Origin of the sequence: Aeromicrobium terrae (assembly GCF_008039565.1) — a bacterium.
In the GTDB taxonomy this organism is placed as follows: domain Bacteria; phylum Actinomycetota; class Actinomycetes; order Propionibacteriales; family Nocardioidaceae; genus Aeromicrobium; species Aeromicrobium terrae.
The window spans coordinates 263,369-279,650 of record NZ_VDUX01000003.1; the positions used below are offsets into that span (position 1 = coordinate 263,369).

Genomic DNA, 16,282 nt, shown 5'->3' on the forward strand with positions numbered 1-16,282 from the left:
GCCCGCGAACGGGCCGGTGTTCAACGGGGCACGACTCCCTTCTGTCGGGCAGTGATCTGCAGGGCGAGATGCTTGGAGTAGATGCGCACCCACGCGAGCGGGCCGGCCATGAACCAGAAGCCGGGCGCCCCGGTGCGCCGGTACAGGCCACTGATCTCGCCGTCCTCGTCGATGCCCAGGACAGGCGGACAACGGTCGGCGACCTCGTCACCGAACAGCCGCCTCGCGGTCTCGCGCATGTTCTTGTACCCGGTCGCGAGCACGACGAGGTCCGCATCGATCTCGCGGCCGTCCGTCAGGCGCACTCCTGCGTCGGTGAACTCCGCCAGACCGGCACCCTGGACCAAGCTGACCTTGCGCTCGGCGATCAGCCGCGAGCAGCCGACATCGATGTAGTAGCCACCGCCACGAGCCAACGCGTACCCCATGAGGCCGGTGCCGTCCGGCCCGTCGTTGCGCCGGAACCCGACGGCATCCAGGGAGGCCAGCAGGTCGGCATCGAGCGCGGCGGTCGCCTTGGTTCCCTCGACGGCGTACTCCAGCACCAACGGCCACGGGGTGGCGCTCGCCATCAGATCGGCGTACTCGGTCGGCGGGCCGCCCTCGACGAAGTTGGCGCCGAAGAGCGCCGGGATCCCGAACTCCTGGCTCATGATGTACGTGGACGAGCGCTGCACCAGCGTGACGTCGGCGCCCGACTCGAAGAGGTCCTGGACGATGTCGTGCGCGCTGTTGCCGGCGCCGATGACGACCACCTTCTTGCCGCTCCAGTCTGCGCCCGACGTGTGGGCGCTGGAGTGGTAGGTGACGCCTGCGAATCGATCACGGCCCGGCACCTCGGGAAGGTTCACCTCAGCTGCCGCACCGGTTGCCAGGATCACGTCCTGGGGGCGCACCACCCGCTCGCCGTGCGGAGTGCGGATCCGAAGGGTCCAGCGGCCGTCCCCGGCGTCGTACGAGCTGTCGAACATGTCCGCCTCGGTCCAAACGTTGAGCTCCATCGCCTCGGCGTAGAACTCGAACCAGTCGGCGATCTTGTCCTTCGCGGAGTAGATCGGCCATGAGTCCGGGAACGGCAGGTAGGGGAGGTGGTCGGCCCAGACCGGGTCGTGCAGGACCAGAGAGTGGTACCGCTTGCGCCAGCCGTCACCCACCCGCTCGCTCTTCTCGAGCACCAAGGTGTCCAGACCCATGAGGGTGAGGTTGGCTGCGACGGCCAACCCACCCTGCCCGGCACCGATCACGACCACGTCCGGTTCGCGATCCGCGAAGCTCACGTCGACGAGACGCTGGTCCTTCCAGTTGTGCGTCGATCTCGCCCCCTCCACGTGCCGGGGCCCGATCGGACGCCGGCTGCCGAGCGCGCGCTCGTGACCCTTCACGTCCTCCATGCCGGTCATCACGGTGGACGCCCGCCAGCCACCGTCGACCTGGGTCAGCCGTGCCACTCCTCGGCACCATGCCGTGGTGGTCTCAAAGGTGAAGACACCTTCGACTCCGCCCTCGATCGGGTGCGGCTCGAATCCAGCATCGAGCTCAAAGCGGGTTGGCCGAGCTTGCCGCACGTGGACGTCGAGCAGCGACGTGATGCGCTCCGAGCCGTGATACGTCCCGAGGTCCCACGACAGGGCCAACAGGTCCCGCCACCAGCACTCCTTCGTCAGCGTTGCCGTGGCCTCCGTGACGGATCCCGACTCCATCGCCGCAGCGAAGTCCCGAAGCCAGTCAACGAATACGCGCGCAGCATCGTGGTCGACCGCAACGCGAGTGGTATCCACCGACATTTCGTTGCCCTTTCAGTCCGACCGAGCGCTCGCTCGGTCGGCTGAGTGTGACACGGCCCACACAGGCTTGGCAAGGGTTCTCGGGCGAAGGCCATGAGCACGTCGCGACGAGGCAGTGCAGCTGTCGACCGGCCGCGAGGGATCCTCGTCAGCCAGAGCCGCGTGCCGCACGAACCTCCTTCGGCGGCGCGTCGAACCAGCGACGGCACGCGCGGGTGAACGCGCTCTGCTCGCTGAACCCGAGGAGCCCGGACAGCTGACCGAACGACATGTCCGTCTCCTGGAGCCGCCGCAGCGCCTCCTCGCGACGCACCTCGTCGACGAGCGTGGCGAACGTCGTGCCCTGCTCGGCGAGCTGGCGCTGGAGCGTGCGTCGATGTTGCGCGAGATGGCCGGCGACGAGGTCGAGGTCGAGCGTCCCGGTCGGGAGCATCCGGCGAATCAGCTGCACCACGGCGTCCGTCGTCGCGGTCTCGACCGGGACGGCGATCGTGCTCAGGTAGTCCTGCACGACCGCGTGCACCGAGCCGTCGGCGCTCAGCCGCCGGGTCAGCACGGACGCGGGGAACCGGAAGCCGTAGACGTCGGCGGAGCAGTCCACACGGCAGCCGAAGTATTCCGCGTAGCTCTCCGGGTCGACGAGCGGCTCGTGCCGCAGCTGTACCGAGACCGGGTGGAAGTCGGATCCGGCAAGCAGCTGGAACACCCGGACCGAGACGCCCAGCCCGAGCTCGGCCGCCTGGCGGTGCGGCGGTGGCCGCTCGTCCACCAGGCGCCAGGTGAGCTGAGCCATCGACTCGCCCGGGACCGCCTGGACTCCCACGGCGAGCGCCGGGCTGTAGACGTTCATGTACCGCTCGATCGACTGCAGCGCGGCGCCCACGGTGGCCGCGGTCCGGGCCGCGACGCCGAGCGGTCCGAGGATCTCCAGGCCCTGACGCTCGGCGAGCCGCCGGCCGAGGTCGCCCGCACCGGTCGCCGTGGCCGCCGCCTCGAGCACCGCGACGACGCTGCGGTAGCTGATGAAGCTGTCGTGGTCGCCGATCGTGTCGGGGCTGAGGTGAGCCATCCGCAGCAGCGCGTCACTGTCGCCGCCGAGGTCGTCGACGAGCTCGCGAAAGCCCAGCAGCGACGTGCCACGGATCAACGCCATGTCGTCCAGAGTCAAGAACGTGTCGTGTGAAGTCAAGACTCAGACCCCATCCCGTCGTCACCGTGGAGTCATGACCCGTTTCGACATCACCCAGACGAACGCCGCCGTCGAGCGGCTCATCGAGACCACCGAGAACCCCCGGCACCGGTGGCTGCTGCACGCCTACAACCGGCACCGCTACCTGGAGATGGCCGGCCGTTGGCAGGAGATCTTCGCGCCGGAGATGACGGTCGAGCACCCCGTCTACCACTTCAACGTCTTCGGCATCAACACTGTGCTCGACGGTGCCGAGGCCGTGCAGGCGGTCTACGACGAGTGGGCCCGCACCGCGCAGTGCGTGTTCTACGCTGGCGACGAGAAGCTGGCCGTCGGCGACAACATGATCTGCTCGACCGCCACGATCTACCAGCAGACCCCCGGCGCCCTGCTCGCCGAGGCCGGCGCGCCCGTCGACCCCGGCGCGCACTACCTCGTCGGCAACGTCGAGCACATGATCTGGCCGTACGACGACGAGGGCCGGCTCGTCGGCGAGGACGTGTGGGAGATCGACGAGTCCACGCGACAGATCATCCCGCTCGACCCGACCGAGGTGCTCACCGTCGAGATGTCCGCGAAGCTGCTCGACCCGCTGATCAAGCCGCTGCCCGCTCGCACCTTCTGAGCACAGAGCAGTGGGGGCGACGCCGCCCGCGTCGCCACCCAGAGCGACAGCGGATCCGGCCGTGCCGGCTCTACACTGTCGCGATGGTGAGCGGCACCCCGCAGGCGGCACGTGAGGCGCGGTTCTGCCGCGCCGACGACGGCGTGCGGCTCGCCTGGGCCCGGCACGGATCGGGGCCGCCGCTGCTGATCGCGTCGTGCTGGCTCAGCCACCTGCAGCACGACTGGGAGAGCCCGGTCTGGCGGCACTTCCTCGACGCCCTCGGCGACGTGGCCACGGTCGTCCGCTTCGACGAGCGCGGGTTCGGGCTGTCGGAGTGGGAGGTTGACGACTTCTCCCTCGAGCGTCGGGTCGCCGACCTCGAGACCGTGGTGGAGGCCGCAGGCCTCGACCGGTTCGCGCTGATGGGCATGTCCGGCGGCGCGCCCGTCGCTCTTGCCTACGCGCACGCGCACCCCGAGCGGGTGTCGCAGATGATCCTCTACGGCGGGATGGCCGGCGCCGGCATGAACGACGACCCCGAGGCCGAGACCGCCTTCCTCGCGATGATCCGTGCGGGCTGGCAGCGACCCGACTCCACGTTCCGCCGCGTCTTCACCACGTCGTTCATCCCGGACGCCACGGAGGAGCAGATGACGTGGATGGACGAGCTGCAGCGCACGTCCACGAACACCGAGAACGCCGTCTGCAGCCGTGTCGCCCGGCACCAGACCGACGTGACGCCGCTGCTTCCCGAGATCGCGACGCCCACGCTGGTGCTGCACGCCGACGGTGACCGCGTCGCCTCCACCTGGGGGCCGAAGCTGGCGACGCAGCTGCCGAACGCACGACTCGTCATGCTCCAGTCGCGGAACCACATCCTGCTCGCCGACGAGCCGGCCTGGCCGGTGTTCCGCGACGAGGTCACCGCTTTCCTGGCCGACGGCCAGCCGAGGACGACGGTCGAGAACCTGTCGGCTCGTGAGCGGGAGATCCTGCTGCTCGCTGCCGAGGGCCTCGACAACACCGAGATCGCCGAGCGGCTCACGCTGAGCGTGCGCACGGTCGAGCGGCACTTCCAGAACGTCTACCTCAAGCTCGGTCTGCAGGGCCGCACCGCGCGGGCCGCCGCCGTCGCCCGCGTGCTCGCCTGACCGCGTACGCGTCAGCCGCCATCAGGCCATGAACGACAGCGAATAGCTACGCGTCCGCGCGGACGCGACCGAGGGTCCCCGATTCATAGCGTCTCCGTCATCACCGCCCCGGATGAAGGAGACAGAGATATCACGCAAGGCAGTGGTCAGCCTGACCACCGGCATGGAGGATCCCGAGAAGGTCATGGTGGCCATGCTGGTCGCGGTCGGTGCGGCGGAGCAGGGCCGACCGACGCTGATGTTCCTCACCAAGGACGCCGTGCGTCTCGTGCAGCGCGGCGTCGCGGTGGGCCAGGCGTGCGAGGGCTGCCCGCCGCTGCCCGACCTGTTCGCCCGCTACGCGGCGGCCGGCGGCACGTTCCTCGCCTGCCCGATCTGCGTCAACGCCCGTGCGCTCGACCCCGACCAGTTCCTCGAGAACGCGACGGTGGGCGGCACGGTGCCGATGTGGGAGTGGATCGGCGACGAGGGCGCGACGGCGTTCAGCTACTGACCGCGTCCATGCGCTCGATTAACGTCAGGGTCATGGCAATCGAGCGCATGGACAACGTCGGCATCGTCGTGGAGGACCTCGACGAGACCATCGCCTTCTTCACCGAGCTCGGGATGGAGCTGGAAGGGCGAATGGTCGTCGAGGGCGACTGGGCGGAGACCGCGGTCGGCGTCAGGGACATGACGTGCGAGATCGCGATGATGAAGCTGCCCGACGGCCCGGGGCGGCTCGAGCTCTGCACGTACCACTCCCCCGACATGGTGCGGCCCGGCCCGCCGGTGCCCAACACCGTCGGCTTCCACCGGGTGATGTTCGCCGTCCACGACCTCGACGACACGATCGAGCGTCTGCAGGCGCTCGGCGGCGAGCTGCTCGACGGGGTCGGCGACTACCAGGGCGCGATCCGGATCTGCTACCTCCGTGGACCGTCCGGGGTCGTCATCGGGCTGGCCGACGACGTCGGCTGAGGGTCCGGCAGCGCTCGACGGACTTCTCCAAAGCTCCGCGCGGGTTGGTTGCGTCGTGCGACCCTCCACATACGCGTCAATCGGGTGACGACTCATCCCCCTCCTAGGAGTAGTCATGAAGACACGACTGATCGGCGTGGCCGCCGCGACCTGCGCTGCCGCCTTCGCCCTGAGCACCAGCCCCGCTGCAGCCGAGGCTCCTCAGCCCACGGCCCAGGTCGCCGGGCACCTCGTCGCCGGACCCGGAGCCGCCAACGTGAAGGTCACCTACAGCTGCTCCAGCAGCCCAGGCTCGGTCTCCCACCTGTACGTCGGCGTCAAGCAGGGTCCGCAGGTCAACGCGACGAATCACACGTCCAGCCAGTGGGCGAACACCTTCTACAGCACGAACTGGAAGTCCGACGCCGGACCGAACGCGCTGGTCTGCGACGGCAAGACCCACACGCAGAACATCATCCTGAAGAAGCAGCCGGGCTTCCCGGCCGCAGTGCCGAACCTGCACAAGGGCACGGTACTCGTGCAGCTCTGCGTCTACGACAACGTGACCGCGTTCAGCGAGCAGGGTGAGCCTCTCGACGGCGGCTTCGCGTTCGACTACTCGATGCACGACGTCCAGGCCGGCAAGTAGCACGGCCCGCGGGTGGGGTCGTCTCCGGACGGCCCCACCCGTTCGACGTCGTGACGGCGTCTGCGGGCCGATCTAGAGTTGAGGCATGTGCCGGAACATCATCCCGCTGAACAACCTGGAGCCGGCGGCGACGGACGACGAGTGCCAGGACGCGGCGCTGCAGTTCGTGCGCAAGATCTCCGGCTCCAACAAGCCGTCCAAGGCCAACGAAGAGGTCTTCAACCAGGCCGTCGACGAGATCGCCCAGTCGGTGCGCCACCTCCTCGACCACCTGGTGACGCCTGCCAAGCCCAAGAACCGCGAGGCCGAGGCGAAGAAGCGGCAGGCCCGGTCCGCCGACCGCTACGAGGCGATCCGCGTCTACCAAGAGGCCAAGAAGAAGGCCAGGAGCGCCTGACTCAGAGCTCGAGGAACACCCGCAGCGCGGACACGAACGCCTCGGGCTGCTCGGAGTGCACCCAGTGGCCCGCGCCCTTGATGGTGACGAGGCGCGTGCGCGGGAAGTAGGAGCGCATCCGCTCGGCGTGCCGGTCCTGGATGTAGTCGGAGTGCTCGCCGGCCACCCACAGCACGGGGTGGTCGAACGTCGCGTCGACGAACGGGAAGTCGCCGATCGTCGGCAGGTCGCGCCGCAGGACGTCGAGGTTCGCCTGCCACTCGTAGCCGTCGGGTGCCGACCGCAGGTTCTGCAGGAGGAACCCGCGGACGGTGTCGTCGGGGATCTTCTCGCGGAGCTGCTCGTCGGCGTCGGAACGCCGCTTCAGGGTCTTCACGTCGATGGACGCGAGGCTGCTGAGCAGGTGCTCGAACTCGCCGGACCCGCCGTTCGGCTCCGGCGCGATGTCGGCGACGACGAGGCGGTCGACGAGCTCCGGACGTGTCAGCGCGAGCACCATCGCGACCTTGCCGCCCATCGAGTGCCCGATCACGTGCACCGGCCCGTCGGCGGCGAACCCGCGCTCGAGGTGCTCGGCGACGTCGGCGGCCATGTCGCGGTAGTCGGCGCGCTGGGTCCAGGCGGAACGGCCGTGGTTGGGCAGGTCCACGAGCAGCGACGTCGCCTCGGGCTGCAACGCCTTGGCCACGCGGGTGAAGTTCTTGCCCTGGCCGAACAGGCCGTGGAGGAAGACGACCCGGGCCCCCGACTCGCCGATCTGGGTGGAGTGGATCGCCGCGCTCACGCGCCTGAGCCTACGGGTCGCGCTGGTTGAGGGCCGGTCCGGCGGGTACTCCACCCGGGACCGCATCACTTCACTCACAGGGGAGCTCATGTCCAGCACTGCATCCGACAGCCAGGCCGAGAAGCTCGCGCGCAGCGCAGCGGCGGCGGTCGGGGTCGTCTTCCTGCTCGTCGGCGTCCTCGGGCTCATCCCGGGCATCACGACGGACTACGACACGATGACCTTCGCCAGCCATGACAGCGAGGCCCAGCTGCTCGGCATCTTCCAGGTGTCGATCCTGCACAACATCGTGCACATCCTGTTCGGCATCGCCGGCCTCGTCGCCGCCCGCAACGCCCGCGACGTCCCGACGTTCCTGTTCGGCGCCGCCGCGGTCTACGCCGTGCTCACCGTCTACGGCATCGTGATCGACAAGACCAGCGACGCGAACTTCGTGCCGCTCGACTCCGCCGACAACTGGCTGCACCTCGTGCTGACCGTCGCGCTCGCCGGCCTCGGCCTGGTCGTGCGTCGCCGCCTCGCGGCGCCCGCGTCGACGCGGTAGCTCTCAGGTCGACAGCCTCTGTCCGGTTTCCGTGTCGAACACATGGGCCTTGTCGAGGTCGACGGCCAGGCGCAGGACGTCGCCCTTGCGGACCGAGTAGCGATTCGCGACGCGCACGATGACGTGGTGGGGCGTGGCCTCGTTGCTGCTCGTGCCGTAGGCGAAACCGTCGGCACCCAGCTCCTCGACGACGTTCACCTCGATGGAGATGCCGTCCTCCTCGGCCGGGACGATCCGCCAAGCCTCGGGGCGCACGCCGATGGTCACGCGCCCGTTCCGCGGCCAGCTACCGGGCGTGCCGGACAGGGTGTATCCGCCGACGCGCACCGCACCGTCGTCGATCACGCCGTCGAGCAGATTCATCTGCGGCGAGCCGATGAACCCTGCGACGAACAGGTTGGCCGGACGGTCGTAGAGCGCGAGCGGTGTGTCGACCTGCTGCAGCACACCCTCGTTCATGACGGCCACGCGATCGCCCATCGTCATGGCCTCGACCTGGTCGTGCGTGACGTACACCGTGGTGACGCCGAGCTCACGCTGCAGGCTCGCGATGTCCGTTCTGGTGCGGACGCGCATCTTGGCGTCGAGATTCGACAGAGGTTCGTCCATGCAGAATACCGACGGCTCGCGCACGATCGCACGACCCATGGCGACCCGCTGACGCTGTCCGCCGGACAGCTGCTTGGGCTTGCGGTCGAGATACTCCTCGAGACCCAGCAGCTTCGCTGCCTCCTGGATCTTCCGATCCCGCTCCGACTTCGGGACCTTGGCCATCCGAAGGGCGAAGCCCATGTTGTCGCCCACCGTCATGTGCGGGTAGAGCGCGTAGTTCTGGAACACCATCGCGATGTCACGAGCCGCCGGCGGCAGCTGCGAGACCTCACGGTCGCCGATGTAGATCTCGCCGGTGTCGACCTCCTCGAGGCCGGCCAGCATCCGGAGAGTCGTCGACTTTCCGCAGCCGGACGGACCGACCAGCACCATGAACTCGCCGTCGTGGATCTCCAGGTTTAGGCCGGACACCGCCGCGGCGTTCGTGCCGGCGTAGCGGCGCGTGGCGTCTCGAAAGCTGATGCCTGCCATCTCAGTTCTCCCTATTCATTGGCGAGCGCTCCTCCGGTGAGCCCGGCAACCATGTACTTCTGCACCGCGAACGCGAAGATGCAGATCGGCACCACCGTGACGGTCGCGACGGCGGCGATCTGGCCCCAGAAGGTGCCGATCGGGGTAAGGAGGTTCGGGATGCCGACCGGCAGCGTGGCGGTGTCACGGCTGGTCAGGATCAGCGCGAAGAGGAATTCGTTCCAGGAGTTGATGAGCAGGAAGATCGCGGTGGCAGCGATGCCTCCCTTGGTCAGAGGCAGGACGACGCGGAAGAACGCCGCGGTCTCCGAGCAGCCGTCGAGTCGAGCCGCCTCGTCGAGCGATGTCGGCACCGCGAGGAAGAACCCGCGCATCATCCACACCGTGAACGGGATGGCGAACGTGAGGTGCGCGGCGACCACGGCAAGGTAAGTGCCGGACAGCCCCACCTTGTTGGCGAGCACGAACAGCGGCACCGAGAGCACCATCGCCGGCAGCAGGCGGGCGGACAGCAGTGCGAGCAGGAAGGCGCCCTGGAACCGCGACCCGTGCCGGCTCAGCCGGTAGGCCGCCGGGATCCCGACGAGCAGCGCGACGGCGCTGGAGATGACCGCGATGATCACCGAGTTCTGAAGGTTGGCGCCGAAGCCCTTGTCCTGGAACGCCACCGTGTAGTTGTCGAGTGTCGGCTTGAAGAACACCGTCGGCGACGTGGTGAAGATGTCGACCCGATTCTTGAACGAGCTCATGACCAGCCAGATGACCGGCGACAGGTACGCAAGGAACAGCGCGACCACGACGAGGGCGATCAGCATGCGTCCGGTGCGACCCATACGGCGGGCTTTCGGGTTGACGGTCGTGGCGGTCACCGTGCCGTCTCCTTCCTGCGCAACGAGCGGTACATGAGGAAGCTGAGGGCCAGCACCGCCGCGAACGTCACGAGGCCGAGCGCTGCGCCATAGCTGAGGTCCCAGTTCAGGAAGCTGACGCGGTACTGGTACAGGTCGTTGACCGCCGTGGCGGAGCCAGGCCCGCCGCCGGTGAGCACGAAGACCTTGTCGAACTCGCGGATCGCCTCGGTGGCTCGGAACAGGATCGCGATGCCCAGGATCGGGCGGAGCAGCGGCAGGGTGATGTGCCAGTACACCTGTCTCGTCGAAGCTCCGTCGATGCTGGCGGCTTCGAGCGGCTCCTTCGGGATCGTCTGCAAACCGGCCACCACCATCAGCGCGACGAACGGGAACCACTCCCACACGTCGATGAAGATCAGGGCGACGAGCGCGCCCACCGAACCATTGAGCACGCCGTCCCCTCCGGCGACGTGCAGGGTGTTGAACACCCAGGTCAGGTAACCGAACTGGGCGTTGAGCGCGAAGTTGAACATCAGGCCGACCACGAGCGGGGTCAGGATCATCGGGAGCAGCAGCGCCGACGTCGCGAACCGACGCATCCGACGCAACCGGTCGATCGCGATCCCGACCACGACACCCAGGACCGTCTCGAGGCTGACGGCGACGACGACGAAGATCGCCGTGACGATCAGCGAGTGGTGGAAGTCGCCGTCATGGAGGATCCGCTGGTAGTTGTCCATCCCGACCCACTGGCCCGTGTGGTTCGGGATGATCGGGCTGTACGACTGGAAGCTGAGCTTGATGCTGTAGGCCAGCGGGAACAGCACCACCAGACCCAGCACGAGCAGGCTCGGGCCCTGCGTGACGATCGGAGCCAGCCACCGGCGCCGCCGAGGGACACCGGGCCGGCCTCCCGGCCGCACCGGCGACGGCAGGCGCCGGTGCGGCCGTTCAGCCAGCTGGGCCTCGGTCACGGTTCGTCCTCACTGGTAGGTGACGGGCAGGGATCCAGACATCAGGTCTTCGATCTTGGACTGCGCGTCGTCCAGTGCGGACTGGGGGCTGGTCTGACCGCTGAGGGCCCGGGAGAGCGCCAGCGCCATTGCGTCAGAGATGCCGCTCCACTGCGGGATCCGCGGTCGCGACTTCGCCTCCTTCAGGCTCTGGAGCTCCTGCTTCCAGTACGGAAGCGAGCTCACCAGACTTGCGTCGGTGAACGTCGAGGTGAGCGCCGGGAGGCCACCCTGCTCGGCCAGCGCCTTCTGCGTGGTCGTCGACAGTGCCCACGCCATGAACAGCCGGCCCGCCTCCTCGTTCTTGGAGTCGGCGTTGATGGAGTACGTCCAGCTGCCGAGGTGCGCCTCGGGCTTGTCGCCCTCCTTCTCGACCGGGATGTCGGCGTAGCCCATCTTCCCGACGACCTTCGACGCCGACTTGTCCTCCATCGCGCCGGCCGTGTCACCCCAGGTGATGGCCTGCGCGGCGAGGCCTTGCTGCAGGTCGGCGGTGGTCTCGTCCCACGTGGCGGAGGTGAAGCCCTTGGGGGCGAACTTCGTCAGCTCCTTCTCGTAGGTCAGCGCGTCGACATTGGCCTGCGAGTTGATCGCCGGCTTGCCGTCGGTGAACAGGTCGCCGCCCTTGGTCCAGCTGTAGTTCATCCACTCCAGCACGGTGGCGACGTGCCGCTTGCCGGCGACCGTCACGCCGTGGAGCGCGTCCTTCAGCTTCGCGCCGCCGGCCTCCGCGCCCTTCGGGCGGTTGAAGAACTCGGCGATGTCGCGGTATTGGTCCCAGGTCTTGGCCGGCGCCAGGTCGTAGCCGTACTTCTTCTTGAACGCGACCTTCTCGTCGGCGTTGTCGAACAGGTCCTTGCGGTAGAACATCATCATCACGGCGCTGTTCGACGGCATGCCGTACCAGTTGTCCTTCCACTTCGACGACGCCTCCCACAACGCAGGGATGATGTCATCGGCGGAGAAGTCGTCTCCGGCACCCTTCGCGTCACCCTTCAGGAAGTCGTTCTCCGGGGCGATGTACTTCTTCTCCGCGAACGCGCCGAGGTACTCGTACGGGATCGAGAGAACGTCGTAGTTGCCCTTGTGTGTCGTGAAGTCGAGCACGGCCTTCTGCACGAGGCTGTCGTACGGCGCCTGCTCGAGGTTGACGGTGATGCCGGTCTTCTTCTCGAAGTCGGGCAGCTGCTTCTCGAGGATCTGGGTGTTGGCGGTGGCTTCGCCGATGACGTTCAGCTGCGTGCCCTCGTAGGCACGGCTCCAGCCGTCAGCGCCGGTCTCGGAGCTCCCGGAGTCGCCCGAGCCGCTGGAGCAGCCGGCCATCGTGACGGAGAGCGCGGCCGCGACGACGGCGGCGAGGATGGAGGTCTTGCGATTCCTGCGGGTCATGCCTGGCTCCTTCGAGTGGTCGGCCTGCGTGGGAATCTACGTGCGCCCGGAGTGGTGGTGAAGTTGCAAGATCGCATCGGCTGATAACCGCAGGCTATGGATGACCGCCGAGGCCGGTGGCGTCAGGCGAGGACGTCGTCGAGGGTGACGGCCTCGATGTCGTGCGCCTCGCCGACCGGTGCGTTCGTCAGCGACCCGGCGTGCGTGTTCAGACCAAGGGCGAGCGACCGGTCGTCGCGGCACGCCTGTTGCCAGCCCTTGTCGGCGAGGGCCGTCACGTACGGGAGCGTCGCGTTGGTGAGCGCGTAGGTCGACGTGTTGGGCACCGCGCCGGGCATGTTCGCGACGCAGTAGAACGTCGAGCCGTGCACTTGATAGACCGGGTCATCGTGCGTGGTGGCGTGGGTGTCCTCGAAGCAGCCGCCCTGGTCGACGGCGATGTCCACGAGCACCGATCCCGGCTTCATCTCCGCGACCAGGTCGTTGGTGACGAGCTTCGGCGCCTTCGCGCCCGGGATGAGCACCGCGCCGATCACGAGGTCGGCCTCGAGCACCTGCTGCCGGATCGCGAGCTTCGACGACGCGAGCCCGTGCACCCGGTTGTTGTAGCGCCAGAAGGACATGCGCAGCTTGTCGAGGTCGGTGTCGAGCAGCGTGACGTCGGCGCCCATGCCGAGCGCGATATTCGCCGCGTTCTGCCCCGCCACCCCCGCGCCGATGACGACGACCTTCGCATTCGCCACTCCCCCGACGCCGCCGAGCAGCACCCCGCGGCCGCCGTGCGCCCGCTGCAGGAAGTACGCGCCGACCTGCGGCGCCAGGCAGCCGGCCACCTCGGACATCGGGTAGAGCAGCGGCAGCCCGCCGGACGGCAGCTGCACGGTCTCGTAGGCGATGGCAGTGATCTTGCTGCTCATCAGCTCGTCGGTGAGCGGCCGGTCGGCCGCCAGGTGCAGGTAGGTGAAGAGGACGAGATCCTCACGCAAGCGGTGGTACTCCTCGGCGACCGGCTCCTTGACCTTGAGCACCATGTCCGCGGCGCCCCAGACCTCCTCGGCCGACGGCAGGATCGTCGCGCCCTCCCCGACGTACTCCTCGTCGTGGATGGAGGAGCCTTCTCCGGCGCCCCGCTCGACGAGCACCTCGTGCCCGTGGGCCACCAGCTCGTGGACCCCGACGGGCGTGATCGCCACCCGGTACTCGTGGTTCTTGACTTCCTTGGGCACGCCAACGCGCACGATCGACTCCTTCGGTTCAGGTCAAGCCATCCTCACCCCGCACGTGGGTCGATGAGTAGACGTGAAGAGGTATCAGTACTGGATGGCTTCGATCAGGTCCGACGGCTCGTCCATGAGCGCCCAGAACCGGTCGCGGATCTCAGTCGTCAGCGGACCCGGCTTGCCACCGGACTGCGGCTCACCGTCGAGCTCGATGATCGGCGTGACGCCGCCGGCCGTCGTGACGGCCATCAGCTCATCCGCCTCGTAGAGCTCGCGGCTGGTCACGTCGCGCAGGGTGGCGGGCACGCCCATGACGTCGGCGAGCTCGAACACGGTCTTGCGGGTGATCCCGGGCAGGGCGTTGCGCGACGGCGAGAACAGCTCGCCGTCCTTGACGAGGACGACGTTGAAGCCAGGACCCTCCGCGACGCAGTTGTCTGCGTCGAGCAGGATCGCCGACCGGGCCCCGCGCTCCTTGGCCTCGAAGCTCGCGGCGGTGAGGTCGCCCCACTGGTAGTTCTTGATCGTGGGGTCGATCGTGCTGCGGCTCGCACGGCGGACATGGCGGGGCACGATCACCGAGGTGCCGAAGATCTGCTCGTCCGGTGGGAACGCCCACAGGTACGGGATGGCGTAGATGTACACCTGGTGAGTCAGCTTGCTGAGGTCCTTCTCGCCGCGACGTTGGCCGAATCCGCGCGTGATCGTGATGTTGACGAAGGACTCACGGAGCTGCGAGAGGCTCACGCACTTCTTCACGACGTCCGCGAGCTCCTCCTTCGTGTAGCCGGGGTCGAGGTACAGCCGCCGTGCCCCGTCGAGGAGCCGGTCCAGATGGTCGCCGAGCCGGAAGATGTTGCCGTGCCAGACGTGCGGGACGGTGTACGTCAGGTCGGAGTGCCCGAAACCGGTGTCGAAGATCGAGATACGCGCTTCCGATGCGGGGACGTACTCGCCCTCGATCCAGGCGACGCCGCCGGCGAACTCGCTCGATGTATCGAGCTCGTAGTCGCTGTACTGGATCACCGACCCTTCCGGCGTCGCCTCACGGATCGCGCCGGGCTCGACACTCACGAGGTTGCTCATGGAGTGGTCGATGCTTGCGGTCATGGCGGAGCCTCCCTCGTCGGATTCTCACCGTCGGTGAGCTGAGCCCAGCCAACCGCCTGGCTCGTGAGCAGGGAAGTTCCGATAGTTGATCCGGTGATAACTCAGATCGATGAGTAGTTCAGGTCCGGCGGCTTTAGCTCGGAGCCACCGCGGCTGACCGCGTCACGGCACGCGAGGTCGACCAGGGCTTCACCCGCCCGCGTAAGGCGGTCGGGCGCCCAGGCCAGCGCGACGTAGCTGAGCGGACGATCCTCGATCGGGACGTACGCGATGCCCGGCCGGTCGTAGAGGCGCGCGCTCGACTCGGTGGTGAAGCTGATGCCGAGCCCGCGCGAGACCATCGTCATCTCGCTCTCGTACGTCGCCGCCACGCCGCCGATGATCGCCGGCTTCCCGCCGCGATGCTCCATGGCCATCCAGTAGTCGCGCCAGATGCCGGCGCTCTCGGGGGCGCAGATGATCGGCTCGTCGAGCAGGTCCTGCAGGAGAAGCTGCTCACGAGACGCCAGGCGATGATCCACCGGCAGGCATGCGACCCAGTGCTCGGACTCGAGCGTCACCATCTGGTGATTCCGGAGGTCGACGGGCGGCCGGATGAGCGCGATGTCCGTCGCGCCGTCGGCGAGCCCGGCCGTCGGGTCGGAGAAGTCGAACTCGGTCGCCTCGATGGACACGTCCGGGTGGCTGGACTCAAGCTCGCGGATCAGGCGGAACAACAGGTCGGCGCCGGTGCCGATCAAGTAGCCGAGCCGCAGCTCGCCCTGGCTGCGACCGGCCAACGCGAGCAGTTCCTCGACGGCGACGTCGACGCCCCCGAGCGCCTCTCGCACCCGCGGCAGCCACGACGCCCCGACCTCGGAGAGCACGACGCCTCGCGTGTTGCGGTTGAAGAGGGTGACGCGGAACTGCTGCTCGAGCTGCTTGATGGCCGTCGACAGCGCCGGCTGCGTGATGAAGAGCCGCTCCGCAGCGCGGCGGTAGTTCAGCTCCTCGCTCAGCACGACGAAGTACCGGAGCTGGCGGAGCGTGACGTCAGCGCTGGTCATGGTCTTCAGTATGACGCCGGTCTGCGCACGAGCCTGTGGACGACGAGAACCGCGTTGCAGGTCTTGGACGCAGACTGCCGCACATGAATCCACCAGACCGACCGATCCGAGACCTTGACGACCTGACTGAGGCGTGGCGCTTCGTCGACGGAGGTCACGGCTACAGCGCACCTCAGCTGTTCGCCCTGTTGATCGACGCCGACGGGCACGTCCTTCCGACGATCATCCAGATGTACGACGAGGAGCTCGACTCAGCACCCGACGATCCGTTGCTCGAGATGTTCGTGGATCGCCTGGGCCAGGCCCTCGACGTCCACGCGCCGGGAGGGGCCGTGGCGATCATGAAGGCTAGGCCCGGGTCGTCGGAGATGACCAGCCTCGACCGCCGCTGGTGTCGGGCATTGCATGGACACCTCTACGCGGCATCGTTCGCGTCCAAGCCGCTGTTCTTCGCCACCGACACCTCGTTGGGGGTCGTTCCACCCGACGTCCTGGTAGCCGCCTCATGAGCGATGCACACTGGAGG

Annotated in this window: 18 protein-coding genes; 8 read left to right on the forward strand and 10 right to left on the reverse strand. The window is 68.0% G+C overall.

What is annotated here, in order from left to right:
* Positions 1-20: 20 nt before the first annotated feature.
* Together FHP06_RS07970 and FHP06_RS07975 are read right to left on the reverse strand one after the other, a co-directional pair.
* Positions 21-1,700, reverse strand: a complete 1,680-nt coding sequence (locus tag FHP06_RS07970; protein ID WP_187271846.1) for a flavin-containing monooxygenase — start codon at positions 1,698-1,700, stop codon at positions 21-23.
* Positions 1,701-1,932: 232 nt separating this feature from the next.
* On the reverse strand, positions 1,933-2,937 hold the full coding sequence (locus FHP06_RS07975; protein ID WP_187271847.1) for an AraC family transcriptional regulator: 1,005 nt from the start codon (positions 2,935-2,937) through the stop codon (positions 1,933-1,935).
* 70 nt (positions 2,938-3,007) lie between these two features.
* On the opposite strand from FHP06_RS07975, the gene FHP06_RS07980 reads away from it, so the two are divergent.
* The 6 genes from FHP06_RS07980 to FHP06_RS08005 all read left to right on the forward strand — a co-directional run bounded on the left by FHP06_RS07980 (position 3,008) and on the right by FHP06_RS08005 (position 6,716).
* On the forward strand, positions 3,008-3,598 hold the full coding sequence (locus FHP06_RS07980) for a hypothetical protein (RefSeq protein ID WP_147685563.1): 591 nt from the start codon (positions 3,008-3,010) through the stop codon (positions 3,596-3,598).
* A gap of 83 nt (positions 3,599-3,681) precedes the next feature.
* Complete coding sequence (locus FHP06_RS07985; RefSeq protein WP_147685565.1) at positions 3,682-4,731, forward strand: alpha/beta fold hydrolase; 1,050 nt, start codon at positions 3,682-3,684, stop codon at positions 4,729-4,731.
* A gap of 112 nt (positions 4,732-4,843) precedes the next feature.
* The gene (locus FHP06_RS07990; RefSeq protein WP_222706413.1) at positions 4,844-5,224 is read left to right on the forward strand and encodes a DsrE family protein; all 381 of its coding nucleotides are present in this window, start codon (positions 4,844-4,846) and stop codon (positions 5,222-5,224) included.
* A gap of 32 nt (positions 5,225-5,256) precedes the next feature.
* A complete protein-coding gene (locus FHP06_RS07995; protein WP_147685567.1) occupies positions 5,257-5,691 on the forward strand; it encodes a VOC family protein in 435 nt (144 codons plus the stop codon).
* Positions 5,692-5,806: 115 nt separating this feature from the next.
* Entirely contained in the window at positions 5,807-6,319 is a 513-nt protein-coding gene (locus FHP06_RS08000) for a hypothetical protein (protein ID WP_147685569.1), read from the forward strand.
* A gap of 85 nt (positions 6,320-6,404) precedes the next feature.
* Positions 6,405-6,716: a DUF2277 domain-containing protein gene (locus FHP06_RS08005; RefSeq protein WP_147685571.1), complete on the forward strand. Its 312-nt coding sequence runs from the start codon at positions 6,405-6,407 to the stop codon at positions 6,714-6,716.
* 1 nt (position 6,717) lies between these two features.
* Here the strand turns inward: FHP06_RS08005 and FHP06_RS08010 are convergent, their stop codons facing one another.
* A complete protein-coding gene (locus tag FHP06_RS08010) occupies positions 6,718-7,500 on the reverse strand; it encodes an alpha/beta fold hydrolase (RefSeq protein ID WP_230973443.1) in 783 nt (260 codons plus the stop codon).
* Between the two features lie 88 nt (positions 7,501-7,588).
* On the opposite strand from FHP06_RS08010, the gene FHP06_RS08015 reads away from it, so the two are divergent.
* Positions 7,589-8,044 (forward strand): DUF4383 domain-containing protein, encoded by a 456-nt coding sequence (locus FHP06_RS08015; protein WP_147685573.1) that lies wholly within the window; start codon positions 7,589-7,591, stop codon positions 8,042-8,044.
* Between the two features lie 3 nt (positions 8,045-8,047).
* Here the strand turns inward: FHP06_RS08015 and FHP06_RS08020 are convergent, their stop codons facing one another.
* The 7 genes from FHP06_RS08020 to FHP06_RS08050 all read right to left on the reverse strand — a co-directional run bounded on the left by FHP06_RS08020 (position 8,048) and on the right by FHP06_RS08050 (position 15,756).
* Complete coding sequence (locus tag FHP06_RS08020; protein ID WP_147685575.1) at positions 8,048-9,127, reverse strand: ABC transporter ATP-binding protein; 1,080 nt, start codon at positions 9,125-9,127, stop codon at positions 8,048-8,050.
* 11 nt (positions 9,128-9,138) lie between these two features.
* Complete coding sequence (locus FHP06_RS08025; RefSeq protein ID WP_147685577.1) at positions 9,139-9,996, reverse strand: carbohydrate ABC transporter permease; 858 nt, start codon at positions 9,994-9,996, stop codon at positions 9,139-9,141.
* The gene (locus FHP06_RS08030) at positions 9,993-10,952 is read right to left on the reverse strand and encodes a carbohydrate ABC transporter permease (protein WP_147685579.1); all 960 of its coding nucleotides are present in this window, start codon (positions 10,950-10,952) and stop codon (positions 9,993-9,995) included. The genes FHP06_RS08025 and FHP06_RS08030 overlap by 4 nt, the downstream gene beginning before the upstream one ends.
* A gap of 9 nt (positions 10,953-10,961) precedes the next feature.
* Positions 10,962-12,380 carry an extracellular solute-binding protein gene (locus FHP06_RS08035; RefSeq protein ID WP_147685580.1) on the reverse strand — a complete coding sequence of 473 codons (1,419 nt, stop codon included), beginning with the start codon at positions 12,378-12,380 and terminating at the stop codon, positions 10,962-10,964.
* Positions 12,381-12,502: 122 nt separating this feature from the next.
* Positions 12,503-13,618: an alanine dehydrogenase gene (ald, locus tag FHP06_RS08040; RefSeq protein ID WP_147685582.1), complete on the reverse strand. Its 1,116-nt coding sequence runs from the start codon at positions 13,616-13,618 to the stop codon at positions 12,503-12,505.
* A 72-nt stretch (positions 13,619-13,690) separates the two neighbouring features.
* The gene (locus tag FHP06_RS08045; RefSeq protein ID WP_147685584.1) at positions 13,691-14,710 is read right to left on the reverse strand and encodes an aminotransferase class IV; all 1,020 of its coding nucleotides are present in this window, start codon (positions 14,708-14,710) and stop codon (positions 13,691-13,693) included.
* 101 nt (positions 14,711-14,811) lie between these two features.
* Positions 14,812-15,756 (reverse strand): LysR family transcriptional regulator, encoded by a 945-nt coding sequence (locus FHP06_RS08050; RefSeq protein WP_147685586.1) that lies wholly within the window; start codon positions 15,754-15,756, stop codon positions 14,812-14,814.
* Between the two features lie 35 nt (positions 15,757-15,791).
* Here FHP06_RS08050 and FHP06_RS08055 point away from each other — a divergent pair, with 35 nt between their 5' ends.
* A complete protein-coding gene (locus tag FHP06_RS08055) occupies positions 15,792-16,265 on the forward strand; it encodes a hypothetical protein (protein ID WP_147685587.1) in 474 nt (157 codons plus the stop codon).
* Positions 16,266-16,282 lie beyond the last annotated feature (17 nt).